A 20,132-nucleotide genomic window follows, 5' to 3' on the forward strand; every position below is an offset into this window, starting at 1 on the left:
CGGCGCCGCACGGCTCAGGTCGACCAGGTCGCCTGAAAGGCCAGGCGCGTGCCGAGCCGCCGGGCCAGGCCGATGCCACCGGCGTGCATCAGCACCCGGTGGTTCCAGCGGAACAACGGCCGCGCCAGCGGGGCGAGCCGGTTCATCCAGGCCGGGGTGGTGCGCACCCGCCAGTCGAAGCGCACCCAGGTCCGTCCGCCATCGCCGCCGAAGCGCCAGCGGCCACTGCCTTCGAGTTCGCCCTCGACCCGCCCCTCGAGCAGGCACAACGGCTCGAGGCGGGTCACGCAGGAGCTGAAAGACAGCCGGTACGGCAGGGCACCCTTCCAGGTGAAGCGCTGGCGGGTGCCCAGACCGCTGCCTGCGCGGCCCGTCTCGAGGGTGACGACCCGCTCGACGCCCCGCCACCAGCCGGGCCAGTCCTCGACCTGGACGATCGCCTCCCATACCGCGGCACGCGGCGCATCGACCAGCCAGAGGGTTGTCAGGTGATAGCGGTTGGCCGCGCCCATGACCGGCTCAGGGGGTGAAAAACCGCTCGGGAAAGGGCACGTCGATTTCCACGTCGCTCATGTCGACGCTCTCGAGCAAGCGCCCGCCGCTCCCGAAGCGCTCGAGCCGCAGCGGGAACAGGCTGTCCTGCGCCAGCCATACCCGGTAATAGCGCGTGTCGACCGGGTTTCCCTCTTCCCCGTTGCGGATTTCGAAGCCGGCGACCGGCCGCGCGGCGACCACCCCGCTGCCGAGCGCGGCCAGCGTGCCGCGCGCCTGCCGCTCGCGGAGCCCCTCCAGCATGACGCCGACGTGCGACTGGTCGACCCGGATGCCGTGCGGACCGCGGATCAGCGGATTTTCGGGGGCCAGGTTGAGCTTCGCCAGGTGATCCAGGCCGAACGGCCAGACCCGCACCCGGCGGGTGTCGGGGTTGTAGATCAGTATTAGCCCCGGGTGCGGCCGGATGAACTCGATGCGTATCCAGCCCGGCTTGCGGTAGAAGTAGCGCAGCACGTGCGGCTCGCTGCCGAGGGTATTCAGGCGCACCGTGACCCGGTAGCTGGTCAGTGCCCGGAAGCGCTCCTGCGCCTCGACCAGCGGATCGTCCAGGGGCTTGCCGAGCAGGGCGAGCAGCAGCATGAGCCAAGCCACGGGCTATCCTCCGGGCCGATGCGTCCGTGCACGGGTCGTGCAGCAGGGGTCACAGGCATTCAAGGCCAGCCCTTTCAAGATGTTTGCGTAAACTCTCCCGAGGATCAAGCGGGAGGGTAAGACGATGTGGGATGCAGTTCTGGCGCGCTTCGAGAGGCAGGCACCGGCCAGCGTCATGGCACGTCTGGCGCTGGAACGGGCGATGCCGGCCGCCTGGATCGACGAAGTGTTCGAGACTCACCGGCAACGCCAGTATCCACGCGAGCTGCTGTTTTCCACGGTGGTCGAGCTGATGTCGCTGGTTTCCCTGGGATTGCGCCCTTCGCTGCATGCCGCCGCGCGCCAGATGGACCACCTGCCCGTATCGCTGGCGGCGCTGTACGACAAGGTCAGGCGTACCGAGCCGCCCTTGCTGCGGGCCCTGGTCCAGGGCAGCGCCCAGCGCCTGGAGCCGGTCGTCTCGGCCCTGGGCACAGCGCCCTGCCTGCCCGGCTGGCAGGTGCGCATCATCGACGGCAATCATCTGCCGGCCTCGGAGAAACGCCTGGCGCCGCTGCGCAACCAGCGCGCCGCCGCTCTGCCGGGGCATTCGCTGGTGGTCTACGACCCCGACCTAGACCTGGTGACCGATCTGGCGGTCTGCGAGGACGCCTATGAAAGCGAACGCACCGGCGTCCTGCCGCTACTGGGCAGTGCCCGGCCGGGACAGCTGTGGATGGCCGACCGGCATTTCTGCACCCGCACGATTCTCCAGTCGCTCCAGCAGGGCCGGGCCGATTTCATCGTGCGCCAGGATGCCAGGCATCCGCGCATCGTTCACGAGGGACCCTGGCACGACCGAGGCAGGGTGGAAACCGGGCAGGTGCTTGAGCAGGACATCCGGCTGGACGAGGGCCAGGGGCCCTGGCGGCGCATCGAGTTGCGCCTGGATCGGCCGACGGAGTCGGGCGAGTCCGTCCTTTGGCTGTGGAGCAACCTGCCCGCGACGATCGACGCCCGGCAGATTGCCGACCTGTACCGTCGGCGCTGGCGTATCGAGGGGATGTTCCAGCGCCTGGAGTCGGTCTTGCAGAGCGAGATCCGCAGCCTGGGCCATCCCCGGGCAGCGTTGCTGGGGTTTGCCGTGGCGGTGCTGGCCTGCAACCTCCTGGCCGTGCTCAAGCGCAGTGTCGAACAGGCCCATCGCGAACAGTTTCCCGAGGGCTGGGAGGCGTCCCCCTACCACCTGGCAGTCCAGGTCAGAAGCCGTTACGAGGGGATGCTCGTCGCACTGCCGGTGGAGCACTGGCCCACGTGGGCCGACGGTTCGGCCAGCACACTGGCGCAGCGCCTGCTGGAGTTGGCACGGCACATCAAGCCCGGCCAGGTGGCCACCAGCAAGCGTGGCCCCAAGGTGAAGAAGACCCGGGAGTGGGTCGATAGCGCCGCAGCCCGCGCTCATGTCTCTACGGCCCGTGTAATCGAGGCCTCGAAAGGTAAGAGACCTTGAAAGGGCTGGCATTCAAGGCCGTCACCTTCAGCGCAGGCAGTGCACGAAGTATCGGCCAGAAACCTCCAGCGGCCTCCCCTGGGCGACGACCGGGCGAGTGGCGCGCCGTCCTGCGTGCCATGGGAGCCGACTGGCCAGCGCCGCCGCGGCGATCTACCCTGCAGCGAAGCGATGCCGGACCAGTCTCGACAAGGAAACGCCGTGATGCCCTGGACATGGACCCCCCGCCTGCTTGCCCTCCCCCTGCTCCTGCTGCCGGCCCTGGCCGCCTGGGCCGGCAGCCTCGAGTCCCATACCCTGCCCGCCGCCGACTATCCAGGCTCGCGCGAGCGCCAGTACCAGGTCTACCTGCCGGACGTGCGCTCCGAGCCGGCGCCGCTGGTGATGGCGCTGCACGGCTGCCGGATGACCCACGACGAGGTGCTGCGCGACTGGGGCCTGACCGCCGCCGCCGACCGCCATGGCTTCATCCTCGTGGCGCCCTTCGTCACCGACTACGACGAGCCGCGCAACGCCAACTGCTGGGGCTTCTGGATCGACGGACAGCGCCACCAGGGCCGCGGCGAGGCGGAGGACTTGCTGCGCATCGCCCAGGCGGTGGGCACCCGCCACGCGGTCGACCCGGCGCGCCGCTACATCGCCGGACTGTCCTCGGGCGCAGCGATGAGCGTGGTGGCGGCGACCACCCACAACGAGTACTGGGCCGCGGCGGCCAGCGTGGCCGGCCTGCCCTACGGCGAGGACGCGCAGGCGGTGTCCTTCGCCAGCTGTCCGCTGAGCAGCGCCAGCTTCCACAGCGTCGAACAGGTGGCCGCCGACATGCGCGCCGAACTCGATGCCCCCTACCCGATCCCGCTGCTGGTCGTGCAGAACGACAACGACTGCACCGTGGTGCAGAGCGCCGGACGCCGCCTGCGCGACGCCCATCTCAAGGTGTTCGGCACGCCGCCGTTCGACACCCCGGCCACCGCCCTGGCGGCGCAGGGACGCTGCTTCCCGGTGTTCGGCGGCGACGACTACGGCTGCCGCCGCGAGGTGTTCACTGCCGACGGCAACAACGCCAGCCGCTCGCTGGTCGAGACGCTGTTCTACCGCGGGCCGCTGGAGACCCCGGCGGCGGATGACGAGGACCGCGGCCACTACTGGATCGGCGGCGAACACGGTCGCGACGGCCCCTACGCGCTGCGCCAGGGCCCCAGCCATCCGGACATCCTCTGGAACTTCTTCGCCCGCCATCCGCGCGCCGGCGAGCCGGCGGACGACCGGCCGCGCGTGACCATCGAGGGACCGAACCCGCTGCGCCTGCCGCTCGGCGAGCCTTTCGTCGATCCCGGCGCCCGCGCCAGCGACGCCCGGGACGGCGAGCTGGCGGTCGGCGTCGACTGCAGCGTCGACAGCCGCCGCGTCGGCCGTTACCACTGCACCTACGGCACGACCAACCGGCGCGGCAAGCGCAGCGAGGCGATCCGCACGGTGCTGGTGGAAGACCCGGGCGTCCCCGCGGCGACCTGCGCGATCGTCAGCGCCTCGCCCATCGCGCATGTCTTCGGCGGGCGGGCGGAGGCCGGCGGCTGGTTTTTCAGCCGCGCCCTGGCCAGCGGCGACCGCGCGGACCTCGGCTTCGTCCTCCAGGGATTGACTGCGGTGACGCTCCACGAGGGCGCGCCGGGGGAGTGGTTCGTTCGTCCGCCGGAAGCCTGCAGCTGGTAGCGGCTCAGTGCTGCAGATGCCCGTAAAGCTTGGCGTACAGGCCGCCCTCGGCGATCAGCTGGTGATGGTCGCCCTGCTCGGCGATGCGCCCGCCGTCGAACACCAGCACCCGGTCGGCCTGCTTCACCGCGGACAGCCGGTGGGCGATGATCAGCGTGGTGCGGCCCTGGAGAAAACGCCCCAGAGCCTGGTGCAGGGCGTATTCGGTGGCCGCGTCGAGGGCCGAGGTGGCCTCGTCGAGGATCACCACCTGCGGGTCGGCGAGCACCATGCGGGCGATCGCCAGACGCTGCCGCTGGCCGCCGGAGAGGCGCACGCCGGAGCGGCCGACCACGCTGTCCAGGCCCTGCGGCAGGGCGCGCACGGTCGCCGCCAGCTGGGCGATCTCCAGCGCCTGCCAGCAGGCCTCGTCGCTGCGCTCGCGGCCCAGGGTGAGATTGGCGCGCACCGTGTCGTTGAACAGCGCCGGCTGCTGCAGGACCACCGCGACGTGCTCGCGCACCCGCTCCAGGCCGATCTCCTGGAGGGTCGAGCCGCCGAAGCGGATGCTCCCCGACTGCGGGCTGTAGAGGCCGAGCAACAGCTGCACCAAGGTGCTCTTGCCGCCGCCCGAGGCGCCGACCACGGCGACCTTCTCGCCGGGCGCGATGGACAGGTCGAGGCCGTCCAGCACCGGTTCGTCGCGGTAGGCGAAATGCAGGTCGCGCACCTCGATGCCGACCGTGGTGCGCCCGCGGAACGGATCGACGCCGCCGGGGTACTGCGGCTCGTCGGCGCGGGCGAGCAGCTCGTTGATCCGCGCCAGGGCGCCGCCGGCGGCGTAGAAGGCGTACTGCAGGCCGAGCAGCTGTTCCACCGGGGCGATCATGAACCACAGGTAGCTGAACACCGCGAGCATCTGGCCGATCGACAGGTCGGAGAACAGCACGGTGAGCATCGCCGCGGCGCGGAACACGTCGATGCCGAACTGGAACAGCAGGCCGCTGGCGCGGCTCGAGGCGTCGGTCTTCCACTGCGAGGCGACGGCGCGCTCGCACACTTCCCGGGCGCGCTGGCCGAGGCGGCCGAGGAAGAAGCCCTGGCGGTTGCCGGCACGCACCTCCTGGATCGCCTCGAGGGTTTCAGCGAGCGCCTGGGTGAAACGCGCGGTGCTGTCGTTCTCCAGTTTCTTCAGGTGCTTGACGCGCTTGCCAAGCAGCACCGTGGCGTAGATCACCAGGGGGTTGAACAGCAGGATCAGCAGGGCCAGCTGCCAGTGCATCCAGAGCAGGATCGCCGAGGTGCCGGCCAGGGTCAGCACCGCGACCAGGAAGCGGCTCAGGGTGTCGCCGATGAAGCTGTCCAGGGTATCCAGGTCGGTGACCAGGTGGGCGGTCACGGTGCCGCTGCCGAGGCTTTCGTATTCGCCGAGGGAGATGCGCTTGAGGCGCTCGATCAGGCGCATGCGCAGGCGGTAGACGACGTCCTTCGACAGCCCGGCGAACAGCTTCGCCTGCACCACGTTGAACAGCAGCGCAACGCCGCGCAGCAGCAGGCTCACCAGCAGCATCAGGCCGATGTAGCCGACCGCGTTCTGCCAGGCGGCGGGCAGCAGGTGATCCATCAAGCGCAGCGCCGCATCGCCCTGCTCGAGCAGCACCTCGTCGACCAGCAGCGGCAGCAGCAGCGGAATCGGCACGCTGGCCAGGGCCGCCAGCACGGCGATGCCGTTGGCCAGCAGCAGGGCCTTGCGGTGATGCAGGGCGAGCCGGCGGATCTCCGCCCAGCTCAGGCGATCGCTGGGTTCAGGCATGGGCGACACGCCCCAGCCAGCGCTCCAGCAGTGGCGCCAGGCGCTCGAGCGGCTGATGGCCGTTGGTCAGCAGGGCGAGCATGCCGTTGCGCTCGGCCAGCAGGGTCGGGAAGCCGGCGATGCCGAGCCGCTCGACCCAGGCGAAATCGGCGCGGGTGGCGGCCCGCTGCTCGGCGCTGTCGAAGGCCTCGGCGAAGCAGCAGCGGGCGAATCCGGCGGCTTCGGCCAGCTCCAGCAGGACCCGCGCCTGGGTGACGTCGCGGCCTTCGAGATAGAAGGCCCGCTGGATCAGCCGCGCGAGGCGCGCCGCCCGCCGCGGCGCAAGGTGGCGCGCCACCACCAGCGCCCGGCAGGCCGGCTCGGTGTCGTAGACCAAACCTTCCGGCAGGCCCGCGGCGAAATTGAAGGGCTGGCCGGTCTCGTCGCTCACCGCCTGCCAGTGGGCGAGGATGCGCGCGCGAGCCGGCTCGCCGAGCGGCGAGCGCTCCTGGCGCAGGCCGCCGACCACCCAGTCCAGGCGCACGCCTGCCCGCGCTGCCTGACTGGCCAGCTCCTCGACCACCGGGGCGAAGCCCCAGCACCAGGAGCACATCGGATCCATTACATAGAGCAGGCGCTGACTCATACGAACTCCGTAGCGCGTGTGGGAGGTGCGTTTTCTGATCGTAGTCAGCCGGGCCGAGGGGTGTGGCCCCTGGCCGGCAAAAAAGCTGTCGATGCCCTGAAAATGGCTGCGCCGGCGGGGCCGGCGCAGGGTGGAGTTTACCGCAGCGGGAGCGGGCAGGCGGACTGCGGCAAACTGCCGCCTCCGACGCCCTCAGTGATCGTGCTTGCTGCCGCCGGCGCAGAGCGGCGATTCCGGCGCGATGCCGCGCTCCGCCCATTCCTCGGGGGTGTAGGTGTGCAGGGCCAGGGCATGCATCTGGCCCATCAGCTCGCCGAGGGTGGCGTAGACCTTCTGGTGGCGCTTGACCACGCCCAGACCGGCGAACTGCGGGCTGACGATCACCGCCTTGTAGTGGGTTTCCAGGCCGCGGCTGTGCATGTGGCTTTCGTCGAGCACCTCCAGGTACCGGGGTTCGAGGGCCGCCAGGGCGGTCTTGATGCGTTCGATCCTGGCGGTCATTTCTTGGCCTCTCCCAGCTCTTTCTGCATGTCATCCAGCAGGCGGTTCACTTCCGGCACCGCCTTCTCCAGCGCGGCCTGGGTCATCTGTGCCGATTGCGCAGTGAGCGCCGGCATGCTCTGCAGGACCTTCTGGCCCAGCGACGACTGGTAGAACGCGACCAGCTCCTTCATCTCGGTTTCGCTGAAGGTGGCGGTGTAGAGCCTGACCATATCGGGCTTGAGCTTGTCCCAGCCGACCGCCCGGTCCAGCGCGGTATTGGCGCGGGCCTGGTAGCGCTCGAGCAGCGGCTGCTTGCTCTGCGGCGCCTTGGACTCGGCGAAGCGCTGGGCGAACATCTGCTGCACCTGGGCGTAGACCGGCACGGTCAGCTTGTCGGCCCGCACCACCTGGAGGAACTTCTCGGCGACGGCGGCATGGCTGGTGGCATCGGCCAGTGTCTGGCCGCTGACGCAGAGCAGCAGGCTGGCGGCACAGAGCACTCGAAAACGGGACATTCGGACATCCTTCTAGGCAAGGCAAAAGGGGAACAGCCCCCGGTTGAATCATTCTGCGCCCAAGCCGGTGGGGGCCTCAAGGCAGGCCGGCGGAGGCGGCGTCTACACTTCGCTAGTCCCCAACTTTCGTGGAGATTCGCCACAATGAGCCGCACCGAAACCGACAGCCTGGGGCCGATCGAGGTTCCCGACGAGGCCTACTGGGGTGCCCAGACGCAGCGCTCGCTGATCAATTTCGCCATCGGCCGCGAGTACATGCCGCTGGCCGTGCTGCACGCCCTGGCGCTGATCAAGAAGGCCGCCGCGCGGGTCAACGACCGCATCGGCGAACTGCCGCCGGAGATCGCCCGGCTGATCGAGCAGGCCGCCGACGAGGTGCTCGCCGGGCGGCTCGACGACCAGTTCCCGCTGGTGGTCTGGCAGACCGGCAGCGGCACCCAGAGCAACATGAACGTCAACGAGGTGATCGCCGGACGCGCCAACGAACTGGCCGGCGGCCAGCGCGGCGGCAAGAGCCCGGTGCACCCCAACGACCACGTCAACCACGGCCAGAGCTCCAACGACTGCTTCCCCACCGCCATGCACATCGCCGCGGTGCGCGCCGTGCAGCACGACCTGCTGCCGGCGATCGGCGAGCTGAGCGGCGCCCTCGCCGAGCAGGCGGTGCGGCATAACCACCTGGTGAAGACCGGCCGCACCCACCTGATGGACGCCACGCCGATCACCTTCGGCCAAGAGCTGTCGGCCTTCGTCGCCCAGCTCGACTACGCCGAGCGGGCGATCCGCGCGGCGCTGCCGGCGGTCTGCGAGCTGGCCCAGGGCGGCACTGCGGTCGGCACCGGGCTGAACGCGCCGCCGGGCTTCGCCGAAGCCATCGCCGCCGAACTGGCCGCCCTCTCCGGGTTGCCCTTCGTCTCGGCGCCGAACAAGTTCGCCGCCCTCTCCGGCCACGAGCCGCTGGTGCACCTCTCCGGCACGCTGAAGACCCTGGCGGTGGCGCTGATGAAGCTCGCCAACGACCTGCGCCTGCTCGGCTCCGGCCCGCGCGCCGGCTTCGCCGAGGTGCGCCTGCCGGCCAACGAGCCGGGCAGCTCGATCATGCCCGGCAAGATCAACCCGACCCAGTGCGAGGCCCTGTCCATGCTCGCCTGCCAGGTGCTGGGCAACGACAGCACCATCGCCTTCGCCGCCAGCCAGGGACACCTGCAGCTCAACGTCTACAAGCCGGTGATCATCCACAACCTGCTGCAGTCGGTGCGCCTGCTTGCCGACGGCTGCCACAACTTCCGCCTGCACTGCATCGAGGGGCTGGAGCCGGACGCGCAGCGAATGACCGAGCACCTCGAGCGCAGCCTGATGCTGGTGACCGCGCTGAACCCGCACATCGGCTACGACAAGGCCGCGGAAATCGCCAAGAAGGCCTACGCCGAGGGCAGCACCCTGCGCGAGGCGGCCCTGGCACTGGGCCACGTCAGCGCCGAGGACTTCGACGCCTGGGTGCGTCCGCAGGACATGCTGGAGGCCGGCCGACACGGCTGAACCGCGAACCCTGGCGCTCTCGCCTCCCCGCGCGGGGCCTCGCTGGCGGCGCCAGGGCCGCGCAAACCGCTGTGGCGCGCCCTCCCGAAGCCGGCGCAAGACCCGCTGCCGTACCGGGAGGATTACCCATGACCGATGACCCCATCCACTCGTCCGATCCCCTTTCCCAATACGAGGAGTTCTTCCGCAGCGTCACCGAGTTCGAACGGATGCTGGTCCGCTCCGGCATCATCCTCGTCAAGTACTGGTTCTCGATCACCGACGACGAGCAGTAGAAACGCTTCCTGATGCGCATCCACGATCCGCTCAAGCAGTGGAAACTGAGTCCGATGGACATGGAATCGCGCCGCCGCTGGGAGCATTACACCCGCGCCAAGGAGGTCATGCTGGAGCGCTCCCACATCCGGCGGTGTATTGATCGCGAAGGGGCCGGAAAGACCGACAGGCTGGCCGGAAAAACCTAGAGCATTTTCATGAAATACCGGATCACTGCTGCAACTGTAGGTCGGGTTAGCCCGTAGGGCGTAACCCGACGCGACAGGCAATGCCGGGCAGGCTGTCGGGTTACGCTACGCTAACCCGACCTACGGAGCGGCCATCCACGCATGTCGTTATCCTGATTGCCCCCAAAAGGCGAATCTGAATAGGGTGAAACTGCTCTAGCCTTTCTTCCGGCAGGACGGCCGCTGGTCGGCTTTGATAGCATTGAGCCATCCTCAGGGGGCACGAGCCCCCGATCCGCCCCCATGCCCGCAACCTCCATAGCCAGGAGCACCGCCATGTTCGCACACCGCTCGACCGACACGGCCCTCGCCACCCGCTTTCGCACCGAGCGCGTCTGCGCCGTCAACCATGAGTTCTTCTTCGACACCCGCGAGGGCCAGCTGATGGGGCCCTACGCCAGCCGCGAGGAGGCCCTGAAGGGCGTCGAGGACTATATCCGCCAGTGCCAGGCACGACAGTCCCGCTAAGCGCCGCGCCCGGCAGGCCGACGGTTCCGGACGCAGTTCCGGCGCGCCGGGCCACCGCCCGGCTGCCAGCCCTCAGAAACGCCAGACCATGCCGCCGCCGATGACGTGCAAAGTGCTGCTGGGCGGCTCGCCCGACAGGAAGCTGTTGTTGCGCGTGCGGTTGTTCTGCCGGTCCTGCGATTCACCGCCGAGCCAGATCAGGCTGTAGCCGAACTGCAGCTCCATCCCTTCGTCCATCTGGTAGCTCAGCCCGGCGGCCAGCCGCAGGTTCTCCGGCAACGGGTCGTCCAGATTGTGCTGGGGGCCGGCCAGCGGCGAGGAGTCGTAGGTCATGCCCATGCTCCAGCGCCAGTGTTCGTCGAGCTGCTGCTCCGCGCCCAGAGCGAGGCGCCAAGTGTCGCGATAGCGCTGCTCGCTCGCCGCGCCGATGGCCGGCGCTGTGCCGTCGGCCCTTTCCAGCCCGCTCCAGCCCATCCAGCCGAGACTGGCCGACAGCATCCAGTCGTTGTCGAGCCGGTGGGCAATGCTCGCGGTGACGGTGCTCGGCGCCCGCGTGTCGACGATCAGCCGGTTGGTTTCCGGGCGCCCTTGGGCGACATTGGCCACGGGGCTGCCGACACCGCCATGGGTGTCAAGGTCCAGCTCGTAACCGCTGGCATAGGCCAGTCCCAGCCAGGTGCTGTCGCCCACCCGGTACAGCAGGCCCAGGTTGAGGCCGGCAGTGGTGTCGCTGTCGCGGTAGGTCGCCGGCGCACTGGCCGGGTCCTGGCCGGGCGGCGTGTCGCCGAGTACGGCGCCGTGAACGAAGCGCGGGCCGACGCCGATGGACAGGGCATCGCTGATCCGGTAGGCGAAGGCCGGCTGCACGGCCACGCCGCTCAGCGCCGGCTCCGGGATCAGCTGGGTTCCGACCGGACTGGCGCCGCTCGCCACCGCCGCGAGGGCCGGGTCGGCCACCCGCCCGGAGCCGACCGGCGCCGGCCAGGCGCCGGGACTGCCGGGGCGCTCGGACAGGGCGGCGAGCGCGGCCGGATTGCCCGGCGGCGGAACGACAGCGCCGGAACCGCCCCCCGCCGGAGCGCTGCGCCCGGCTGCGACATGGAACATGGAATCATCGGCCCAGCCGGTGCCAGCGGCACCGAGCAGGGCGAGCCCGAACAGAACCTGACGGGTTGGCATGGTAGCCACCTCTCTCTCGTCCATCCGACATTGAGGGTGTACCAGCCGTGCATACATGGGGCGGTCTTGGCCGGGGCGATGCAACGCGCCCAGCGGTCACTCCCGAAAGGCATCCGGGACACGGACTGGCAGTCCGTCGACCTCGTGTGGGCAGGGCTGCCGGCGAAGCGATATCGCCTTGCCACGCCCAGTGTCAGTCAACCCACACAAGCATAGTGCCGGGGTGGCGGTTCATTGTCTGACCGAGGCCCGCCCAGCGGCTCCTGCCGCAGAGAATGGGATTTCCGTTCGTCGGAAATGGCGCCGGGATCCGGCCATCCGACGAACGATCAAGGGAAGGACGCGACTCCTGCGCGGAACGCCTTCTCCAGCGCCTCGTTGAGCGTGCGCAGGATCTTCACCCGGGCGAAGTACTTGTCGTTGGCCTCGACCAGGGTCCAGGGAGCGATCTCGGTGCTGGTGCGGTCGACCATGTCGCCCACCGCATCGCAGTAGGCGTCCCACTTGTCGCGGTTGCGCCAGTCTTCCTCGGTGATCTTGAAGCGCTTGAAGGGGGTCAGCTCGCGCTCCTTGAAGCGCGCGAGCTGGGTCTGCTGGTCGATGGCCAGCCAGAACTTGACCACCACCACCCCGCCGCCGGCCAGCTCCTCCTCGAAATCGTTGATCTCGCCGTAGGCACGCAGCCAGTCGGCCTCGCTGCACAGCCCCTCGACCCGCTCGACCAGCACCCGCCCGTACCAGGAGCGGTCGAAGATGGTGAGCTTGCCGCGCGCCGGAATGTGCCGCCAGAAGCGCCACAGATAGGGCTGCGCGCGCTCCTCGTCGGTCGGCGAGGCGACCGGCACGATGCGGTACTGGCGCGGGTCCAGCGCTCCGGTGACACGGCGGATCGCCCCGCCCTTGCCCGCCGCGTCGTTGCCCTCGAACACCACCAGCAGGGCATGCCGGCGCATCCGCTTGTCGCGCAGCAGCCCGGCCAGGCGCGCCTGCTCGGCGAGCAACTGCTCCTTGTAGACGGCCTTGTCCAGCGCCTGGGTCATGTCCAAGGCGTCCAGCAGGGCGCGGTTGTCGACGCTGGACACCAGCGGCGCCGCATGGGGGCTGCTGCGCATCGGCCCCTCGCGCTTCAGGGCCGCCTGCAGCCCCTCGAGGAGGATGCGCCCGACGCTCAGGCTGCGGTAGTTGGCATCGGTGCCCTCGATCACGTACCAGGGCGCGAAGTCCCGGTTGGTGCGGCGCAACATATGCTCGCCATGGCGCACGAATTTGTCGTAGGTCTTCGACTGCTGCCAGTCCAGCTCGCTGAGCCGCCAGCTATGCAGGGGATCGTCGTTGAGGGTCTTGAGGCGTTCCTTCATGCGCTTCTTCGACAGGTGGAACCAGAACTTGAAGATCAGCGCGCCCTCGTCGCTGAGCATGCGCTCCAGGCGCCCGGCGACGCCGATGGCCTGGTCGAGACGGGCGTTGTCGATCCGCCCGCCGAGCCGCGCCTGCAGCATCTGGCTGTACCAGGTGCCGAAGAAGATGCCGATCCGTCCCTTCGGCGGCAGCTGCCGCCAGTAGCGCCAGGCCGGCGGATGGGCCAGCTCCTCGTCGGTCGGCTGGTCGAAGGTGCTGACCTCGATCAGCCGCGGGTCCATCCACTCGTTGAGCAGCTTGACCGTCTCGCCCTTGCCGGCGCCCTCGATCCCGCTGATCAGCACCAGCACCGGAAAGCGCGCCTGCTCCTTGAGCTCGAACTGGGCCTCCAGCAGGGCCTCGCGCAGCACCGGGACCTGGGCATCGTAGGTATCATCGTCGATGGTGTGGCCGATTTCCGCGGACTCGAACATGAACGGCTCCTTGCAACGGGGATGTTCTCAGCGTAACGGATGAACGTTGCCCTGTCCGGCCCTGGCCGGGGGGTTCGGGTAGAATGCGTCGCCGATTTCCAGGAGTGCGCCCATGTCCGACTTCCAGCACGCCCAGCTCGACTGGGACGAGCACGGCCAGCCGCTGTCGCGCGGCTTCGGCGACGTGTACTTCTCCCGCGCCTCGGGGCTGGAGGAAACCCGCTACGTGTTCCTCGCCCACAACGCGCTGCCGCTGCGCTTCGCCGCCCTGCCGGCCGGCGGGCGACTGAGCGTCGGCGAGACCGGCTTCGGCACCGGGCTGAACTTCCTCTGCGCCTGGCAGCTGTTCGAGCGCACGGCGCCGGCCGACACCCGGCTGCACTTCGTCAGCGTGGAACGCTTTCCCCTGACCCGCGCCGACCTGCAGAAGGCCCTGGCCCTCTGGCCGGAGCTGGCCCCTTGGGCCGACGCCCTGCTGGCGCAGTACGTCGCCGTGCATCCGGGCTTCCAGCGCTTCGTCTTCGCGGAGGGCCGGGTGGTGCTGACCCTGCTGGTCGGCGATGTACTGGAGCGCCTGCCCGAGCTGGATGCGCGCATCGACGCCTGGTTCCTCGACGGCTTCGCCCCGGCGAAGAACCCGGAGATGTGGACGCCCGCGCTGTTCGCCGAACTGGCCCGGCTGTCCGCTCCCGGCGCCAGCCTGGCCACCTTCACCAGCGCCGGTTTCGTGCGCCGCGGGCTGAACGCGGCGGGCTTCGCCATGCAGCGGGTCAAGGGCTTCGGGCAGAAGCGCGAGATGCTCGCCGGCCGCTTCGAGGGGACGCCGCAGGAGGCCGCCAAACCCTGGTTCGCCCGCCCGCCTCGCCCCGCGGGCCCCCGCGAGGCGCTGGTGATCGGCGCCGGCCTGGCCGGCTGCGCCGCAGCGGCCAGCCTGGCCCGCCGCGGCTGGCAGGTGACCCTTCTGGAGCGCCGCGCCGCCGTCGCCGAGGAAACCTCCGGCAATCCCCAGGGCGTGCTCTACCTCAAGCTCTCGGCCCACGGCACGGCGCTCTCGCGACTGATCCTCGCCGGCTTCGGCTTCACCCGCCGGCTGCTGCAGCGGCTCGAACCGGGCCGCGACTGGTCCCCCTGCGGCGTGCTGCAGCTGGCCTCCGACGCCAGGGAGGCGGCACGCCAGGCCGAACTGGCCGCGGCCTTCCCCGCCGATCTGCTGCACGGCCTGGGCCGCGCGGAAGCCGAGGAACGGGCCGGAGTCGCACTGGACAGCGGCGGGCTGTTTTATCCCGAAGCCGGCTGGGTGCATCCGCCGGCGCTCTGCGCGCACCTGGCCGCCCACCCGAACATCCGCCTGCTGCCCCACCGGGAGGTCCTCGACCTGCACCGCGAGGACGGCCAGTGGTGCGCCCGCGCCGGCGAGACGCTGCTCGCCCGGGCGCCGGTCGCGGTGTTCTGCGGCGGCGCGGAGATCGCCCGCTTTCCCGAGGCCGCCGGACTGCCGCTCAAGCGCATTCGCGGGCAGATCAGCCGCCTGCCGGCGACCGCCGCCAGCCGCGACCTGCAGACCGTGCTCTGCGCCGAAGGCTACGTCGCCCCGCCGCGCGACGGCGAGCACACCCTGGGCGCCAGCTTCCGCTTCGACAGTACGGAGCTGGAGCTGACCGCCAAGGAGCATGCGGAGAACCTGCAACTGCTGCGGGAGATCTCCACCGACCTGGCCGAGCGGCTTCAGGCTGACCGGCTCGATCCGGCGGCCCTCGACGGCCGCGCCGGCTTTCGCTGCACCAGCCCGGACTACCTGCCGATCGCCGGCCCCCTGGCCGACGCCGCGGCCTTCGCCGAGGCCTACGCCGTGCTCGGCAAGGACGCCCGCCAGGTGCCGCAGCACCCCTGTCCCTGGCTGGACGGCCTGTACGTCAGCAGCGGCCACGGCTCGCGCGGCCTGCTCAGCGCGCCGCTGGCCGGGGAGCTTTTGGCCGCCTGGCTCGACGACGAGCCGCTGCCGGTGCCGAGGGCGGTGGCGGAGGCCTGTCATCCCAACCGGTTCGGGTTGCGGAGGTTGATTCGGGGGAAGTGAGCCGGGGCTACTCCGCCCCGGTGGGAGCGGCCTTGGCCGTGATGTAAAGCGTCGGGCAGTTGGGTATGGGCCTCATTTTCGGTATGAGGATGCAGCGCTTTCCTCGGCTCGAGCGACAGGTTTCGCCTCGCACGGCGACTCACTTTTTCAGTCGCGAAAAAAGTAAGCAAAAACGCTTGCCCCTGTCATCCGGCCCTGCGCTTCGCTCCGGGTCCCCTCCCTCCTGAAAGGGGCGTTTGGCGCTGCCTGATGATTTGGGCGTCAAAAGCAAAGCGAAGCTCTCCAACTTTCTTCCCAACTGCCAGCCAACTCCCCGGTCCCGTCAGGAGGCCGAGCGCAGGCGCTGTGGAGGGGGACGCGAGGCATGGACGCCGAGCGAGGCACGAAGGGACAGGGACGTCCCTTCGTGGCGTGCCTCCGGAGCAGTGTCGAAGCGAGGGAACCCGTAACGGAGCGCAGCGCAGTGAAGGGCCGGATGTCGGGTGCCTTCTTCTTTGGTTCCTTTCTTCTTGGGCAAGCAAGAAGAAAGGGACTCGCCGTGCAAGGCGAAATCTGTGGGTCGAGCCGAGGAAGGTGCCGAGTTACCATGCCATAAACGAAGCCAAAGACGCTTTCCCTTCCCCTCTTACTCCCCCCCACACAACTCCGCCGCCCGCAGCAACGCCGCGGTCAAGGCATGCCGCTCCCACTCCGGCAGCGCGGCAAAGCGCTCCCGGAACTCCGGCGGCAGCAGCGGCGGCGCCTCCTCGAGCAGGGTGCGCCCAGCCTCGGCGAGCACCAGCCACTGCCGGCGGCGGTCCTGCTCGTCGCGCTGGCGCTGCAGCAGGCCGCGCTCCTCCAGCCGGTCGAGCAGGCCGGACAGGGTCGCCGCGGTGAGGCTGACCCGCCGGCTCAGGGCGCTCGCCGTCAGCCGCGTCTCATCGGCCAGCACCCGGAGGATCAGCAGCTGCATCGGGGTCAGCCGGCCATGGCGCGCCACCCGCTTGGCATGCACTTCCCCGGCCTGCTGCAGGCGCCTCATAGCCTGAAACAGCGGCACCTCGAAAGCTGAAATATCACTTTGATATAAAACTTTCTCTGCGTTCATGGCGTCGTAAACATTGGCAATCAATCTTTGACATCAAAGTATTTTCTTGCTTTTGTGTAAAGGTCTGCAACCGGCCGGCGCGATTCCTGTCACAACCTCGACAGGCTGGCCACGGCCTCGCCCCGAAGGGCGCGGACACATTCCCCAACGGCAAAACCGGTAAGGACCCATGTGCGGCATATCTGGAGAACTGCGTTTCGACAAGCGCCCGGCCGACCTTGCGGCGGTCGAGCGCATCACCCATCACCTCAGCCCCCGCGGCCCCGACGCCTGGGGGGTACACGCCCGGGGACCGGTCGCCCTGGGCCATCGCCGGCTGAAGATCATGGATCTGGCCGAAGCCTCCGGCCAGCCGATGATCGACAGCGAACTCGGCCTCGACCTGGTGTTCAACGGCGCCCTCTACAACTACCCGGAACTGCGCGGCGAGCTGGAAGGCCTCGGCTACCGCTTCTTCTCCGACGGCGACACCGAGGTGCTGCTCAAGGGCTATCACGCCTGGGGCGAGGCACTGCTGCCCAGGCTCAACGGCATGTTCGCCTTCGCCATCTGGGAGCGCGACCGCCAGCGGCTGTTCCTCGCCCGCGACCGGCTCGGCGTCAAGCCTTTGTACCTGACGCGCAGCGGCCATCGCCTGCGTTTCGCCTCGAGCCTGCCGGCCCTGCTGGCAGGCGGTGACATCGGTGCGGCGCTGGACCCGGTGGCGCTCAACCATTACCTCAACTTCCATGCCGTGGTGCCGGCGCCGCGCACCCTGCTTGCCGAGGTGGAGAAGCTGCCGCCGGCGACCTGGCTGCGCGTCGATGCCGACGGCAGGCGCGAGCAGCGCACCTGGTGGCAGCTGAACTACGGCCCGCGGGACGAGGAGCGCGGCTTCGAGCTGCCGGAGTGGCGTGAGGCCCTGCTCGGCAGCCTGCGCGCGGCGGTGGAGATCCGCCAGCGCGCGGCGCTGGACGTCGGCGTGCTGCTCTCCGGCGGGGTCGATTCGAGCCTGCTGGTCGGCCTGCTGCGCGAAGCCGGCGTGGAGAACCTCTCGACCTTCTCCATCGGCTTTCAGGACGCCGGCGGCGAGCGCGGCGACGAGTTTCAGTATTCGGACCTGATCGCCCGCCACTACGCCACCCGCCACCACCAGCTGCGCATCGACGAGCGGGAGATCATCGAACAGCTGCCGGCGGCCTTCCGCGCCATGAGCGAGCCGATGGTCAGCCACGACTGCATCGCCTTCTACCTGCTCTCGCGGGAAGTCACCCGGCACTGCAAGGTGGTGCAGAGCGGCCAGGGCGCCGACGAGCTGTTCGCCGGCTACCACTGGTATCCGCCGCTGGCAGGCGCCAGCGATCCCTATGCCGCCTACCGGGCTGCCTTCTTCGACCGCACGCACGACGAATACCTGGCCACCGTGCAGCCGAAGTGGCGCGGCGAGGACCATGCCGGGGCCTTCGTGCGCGAGCATTTCGCCCGGCCCGGCGCGGAGGACCCGGTGGACAAGGCGCTGCGCCTGGACAGCACCGTGATGCTGGTCGATGACCCGGTCAAGCGGGTCGACAACATGACCATGGCCTGGGGCCTGGAGGCGCGCACGCCGTTTCTCGACTACCGGCTGGTCGAGCTGTCGGCGCGCATCCCGTCGCGCTTCAAGCTGCCGGACGGCGGCAAGCACGTGCTCAAGGAGGCTGCCCGCCAGGTCATCCCGGCCGCGGTCATCGACCGGCCCAAGGGCTATTTCCCGGTGCCCGGCCTCAAGCACCTGCAGGGCGCGACCCTCGACTGGGTACGCGAGCTCTTGCTCGATCCCAGCCAGGACCGCGGCCTGTTCGAGCCGGCCGCAGTCGACCGCCTGCTGAGCGATCCGCAGGGCCAGCTGACGCCGCTGCGCGGCTCCAAGCTCTGGCAGCTGGCGGCACTCAACCTCTGGCTCAGCGAACAGGGACTCTAACCATGAAATCTCCTGCCTACGGCCAGCGCCTGCTGCGCGGCCAGACCCCCTCCTACCAGCGCCTGCAGGCGCTCATGGCCGAGGACGGCCAGAGCGAACGGCAGCCCCCGGTGGCCCTGCACTGCGGCTGGGGCCGCCTGCTGATCGGGCATACCTACCCCGATCCGGCCAGCCTGGCCGACGACCTGCTCGGGGAGCAGCCCGGCGAGCGCGACATCGCGCTCTACGTGGCCGCACCGCACCAGGTGCTGGCCCGGGCGCCGCAGCAGCTGTTCCTCGATCCGTCGGACACCCTGCGCCTGTGGTTTTCCGACTACCGTCCGGCGCGGCGCATCTTCCGCGGCTTCAGCATCCGCCGGGTGCAGAGCGAGGCGGACTGGGACGGGCTCAACCGCCTCTACCAGACCCGCGGCATGCTGCAGGTCGAGCCCGGGCGGATGACCCCGCGCGAGGACGGCGGCCCGGTCTACTGGCTGGCCGAGGACCACGACAGCAAGGCGGTGATCGGCGGCGTCATGGGGCTCAACCACGTCGAGGCCTACCATGATCCCGAGCACGGCAGCAGCCTCTGGTGCCTGGCGGTGGAGCCGACCTGCACGCGCCCGGGGGTCGGCGAAGCCCTGGTGCGCCATCTGATCGAGCACTTCATGTCCCGCGGGCTGGCCTATCTCGACCTGTCGGTGCTGCACGACAACCGCCAGGCGAAGAACCTCTACGCCAAGCTGGGCTTTCGCGAGCTGCCGACCTTCGCGGTGAAGCGCAAGAACAGCATCAACCAGCCGCTGTTCCTCGGCCCCGGCCCGGCCGCCGGGCTCAACCCCTATGCGCGGATCATCGTCGACGAGGCCAACCGCCGCGGCATCGAGGTGCAGATGGACGATGCCGAAGCCGGCCTGTTCACCCTGATCCACGGCGGGCGGCGGATCCGCTGCCGCGAGTCGCTGTCCGACCTGACCAGCGCGGTGAGCATGACCCTCTGCCAGGACAAGCAGCTGACCCAGCGCTGGCTGGCTCGCGCCGGGCTGAACTTGCCGGCCCAGCGCCTGGCCGGCAGCCGCGCGGAGAACGCGGCCTTTCTCGCCGCGCACCGGCGCCTGGTGGTCAAGCCGGTGAACGGCGAGCAGGGACAGGGCGTGGCCGTCGACCTGAGCACTCCCGAGGAGGTGGAAAAGGCCATCCGGGCGGCCCGCCGCTTCGACAGCCGGGTGCTGCTGGAGAGCTTTCACAGTGGCCGGGACCTGCGCATCCTGGTGATCGGCTTCGAGGTGGTCGCCGCCGCGCTGCGCCACCCCGCCGAGGTGATCGGCGACGGGCGCACCAGCATCCGCGCGCTGATCGAGGCGCAGAGCCGGCGCCGCCAGGCCGCCAGCGGCGGCGAGAGCCGCATTCCGCTGGATGCCGAGACCGAGCGCGTCCTGCGCCAGGCCGGCTACGACCACGACAGCGTGCTGCCCGAGGGCCAGCATCTGGCCGTGCGCCGTACCGCCAACCTGCACACCGGCGGCTGCCTGGAGGATGTGACGGAGCAACTGCACCCGGCGCTGGCCGAGGCCGCCGTGCGCGCCGCCCGGGCTCTGGACATCCCGGTGGTCGGCCTCGACCTGCTGGTGGAGGCGGTCGACCGGCCGGACTACGTGATCATCGAGGCCAACGAACGGGCCGGCCTGGCCAATCACGAGCCCCAGCCCACCGCCGCGCGCTTCGTCGATCTGCTGTTTCCGCTCAGCCAGGCGCCGAAGTAGGCGCCGGCC

At 69.8% G+C, this 20,132-nt stretch carries 16 protein-coding genes and 1 pseudogene; 8 read left to right on the plus strand and 9 right to left on the minus strand.

Annotated elements, in window-relative coordinates; all coding sequences use genetic code 11:
• Positions 1–14: 14 nt before the first annotated feature.
• Complete coding sequence (locus tag ACG10_RS14175; RefSeq protein ID WP_089168699.1) at positions 15–512, minus strand: SRPBCC family protein; 498 nt, start codon at positions 510–512, stop codon at positions 15–17.
• Positions 513–519: 7 nt separating this feature from the next.
• A complete protein-coding gene (locus tag ACG10_RS14180; protein WP_232487116.1) occupies positions 520–1,146 on the minus strand; it encodes a LolA family protein in 627 nt (208 codons plus the stop codon).
• A 175-nt stretch (positions 1,147–1,321) separates the two neighbouring features.
• Between ACG10_RS14180 and ACG10_RS14185 the strand changes: the two genes are divergently transcribed.
• Positions 1,322–2,635: an IS4 family transposase gene (locus tag ACG10_RS14185; RefSeq protein ID WP_089169798.1), complete on the plus strand. Its 1,314-nt coding sequence runs from the start codon at positions 1,322–1,324 to the stop codon at positions 2,633–2,635.
• Positions 2,636–2,839: 204 nt separating this feature from the next.
• Positions 2,840–4,345 carry an extracellular catalytic domain type 1 short-chain-length polyhydroxyalkanoate depolymerase gene (locus tag ACG10_RS14190; RefSeq protein ID WP_089168701.1) on the plus strand — a complete coding sequence of 502 codons (1,506 nt, stop codon included), beginning with the start codon at positions 2,840–2,842 and terminating at the stop codon, positions 4,343–4,345.
• Between the two features lie 4 nt (positions 4,346–4,349).
• Here ACG10_RS14190 and ACG10_RS14195 read toward each other — a convergent pair whose 3' ends face one another.
• The 4 genes from ACG10_RS14195 to ACG10_RS14210 form a co-directional block, all read right to left on the minus strand.
• Positions 4,350–6,137: an ABC transporter ATP-binding protein gene (locus ACG10_RS14195; RefSeq protein WP_039803011.1), complete on the minus strand. Its 1,788-nt coding sequence runs from the start codon at positions 6,135–6,137 to the stop codon at positions 4,350–4,352.
• Positions 6,130–6,762, minus strand: coding sequence for a DsbA family protein (locus ACG10_RS14200; RefSeq protein WP_039803010.1), 633 nt, complete (start codon positions 6,760–6,762; stop codon positions 6,130–6,132). The genes ACG10_RS14195 and ACG10_RS14200 overlap by 8 nt, the downstream gene beginning before the upstream one ends.
• A 192-nt stretch (positions 6,763–6,954) precedes the next feature.
• On the minus strand, positions 6,955–7,263 hold the full coding sequence (locus ACG10_RS14205; protein ID WP_089168702.1) for a BolA family protein: 309 nt from the start codon (positions 7,261–7,263) through the stop codon (positions 6,955–6,957).
• Positions 7,260–7,760 carry a DUF2059 domain-containing protein gene (locus tag ACG10_RS14210; protein ID WP_039803007.1) on the minus strand — a complete coding sequence of 167 codons (501 nt, stop codon included), beginning with the start codon at positions 7,758–7,760 and terminating at the stop codon, positions 7,260–7,262. Before ACG10_RS14210 ends, ACG10_RS14205 begins: the two co-directional genes overlap by 4 nt.
• Before the next feature lie 144 nt (positions 7,761–7,904).
• On the opposite strand from ACG10_RS14210, the gene ACG10_RS14215 reads away from it, so the two are divergent.
• From ACG10_RS14215 to ACG10_RS14225, 3 genes and pseudogenes are all read left to right on the plus strand, one after another.
• The gene (locus tag ACG10_RS14215) at positions 7,905–9,299 is read left to right on the plus strand and encodes a class II fumarate hydratase (RefSeq protein ID WP_089168703.1); all 1,395 of its coding nucleotides are present in this window, start codon (positions 7,905–7,907) and stop codon (positions 9,297–9,299) included.
• A 167-nt stretch (positions 9,300–9,466) separates the two neighbouring features.
• Positions 9,467–9,703, plus strand: a pseudogene (locus ACG10_RS14220) (polyphosphate kinase 2); the annotation flags it as partial.
• Positions 9,704–10,078: 375 nt separating this feature from the next.
• Positions 10,079–10,270 (plus strand): DUF6316 family protein, encoded by a 192-nt coding sequence (locus ACG10_RS14225; protein WP_089168704.1) that lies wholly within the window; start codon positions 10,079–10,081, stop codon positions 10,268–10,270.
• 72 nt (positions 10,271–10,342) lie between these two features.
• Here ACG10_RS14225 and ACG10_RS14230 read toward each other — a convergent pair whose 3' ends face one another.
• On the minus strand, positions 10,343–11,449 hold the full coding sequence (locus ACG10_RS14230; protein WP_089168705.1) for an outer membrane protein transport protein: 1,107 nt from the start codon (positions 11,447–11,449) through the stop codon (positions 10,343–10,345).
• A gap of 329 nt (positions 11,450–11,778) precedes the next feature.
• On the minus strand, positions 11,779–13,281 hold the full coding sequence (pap, locus tag ACG10_RS14235) for a polyphosphate:AMP phosphotransferase (protein ID WP_089168706.1): 1,503 nt from the start codon (positions 13,279–13,281) through the stop codon (positions 11,779–11,781).
• 112 nt (positions 13,282–13,393) lie between these two features.
• On the opposite strand from pap, the gene mnmC reads away from it, so the two are divergent.
• Positions 13,394–15,355 (plus strand): bifunctional tRNA (5-methylaminomethyl-2-thiouridine)(34)-methyltransferase MnmD/FAD-dependent 5-carboxymethylaminomethyl-2-thiouridine(34) oxidoreductase MnmC, encoded by a 1,962-nt coding sequence (gene mnmC, locus ACG10_RS14240; RefSeq protein WP_089168707.1) that lies wholly within the window; start codon positions 13,394–13,396, stop codon positions 15,353–15,355.
• Between the two features lie 625 nt (positions 15,356–15,980).
• Here mnmC and ACG10_RS14245 read toward each other — a convergent pair.
• Positions 15,981–16,442, minus strand: a complete 462-nt coding sequence (locus tag ACG10_RS14245) for a MarR family winged helix-turn-helix transcriptional regulator (protein ID WP_039807582.1) — start codon at positions 16,440–16,442, stop codon at positions 15,981–15,983.
• A gap of 169 nt (positions 16,443–16,611) precedes the next feature.
• Between ACG10_RS14245 and ACG10_RS14250 the strand changes: the two genes are divergently transcribed.
• Together ACG10_RS14250 and ngg are read left to right on the plus strand one after the other, a co-directional pair.
• The gene (locus tag ACG10_RS14250) at positions 16,612–18,381 is read left to right on the plus strand and encodes an N-acetylglutaminylglutamine amidotransferase (protein WP_089168708.1); all 1,770 of its coding nucleotides are present in this window, start codon (positions 16,612–16,614) and stop codon (positions 18,379–18,381) included.
• 2 nt (positions 18,382–18,383) lie between these two features.
• On the plus strand, positions 18,384–20,123 hold the full coding sequence (gene ngg / locus ACG10_RS14255) for an N-acetylglutaminylglutamine synthetase (protein ID WP_089168709.1): 1,740 nt from the start codon (positions 18,384–18,386) through the stop codon (positions 20,121–20,123).
• Positions 20,124–20,132: the final 9 nt, after the last annotated feature.

It is taken from the genome of Azotobacter chroococcum, from assembly GCF_002220155.1.
In the GTDB taxonomy this organism is placed as follows: domain Bacteria; phylum Pseudomonadota; class Gammaproteobacteria; order Pseudomonadales; family Pseudomonadaceae; genus Azotobacter; species Azotobacter chroococcum.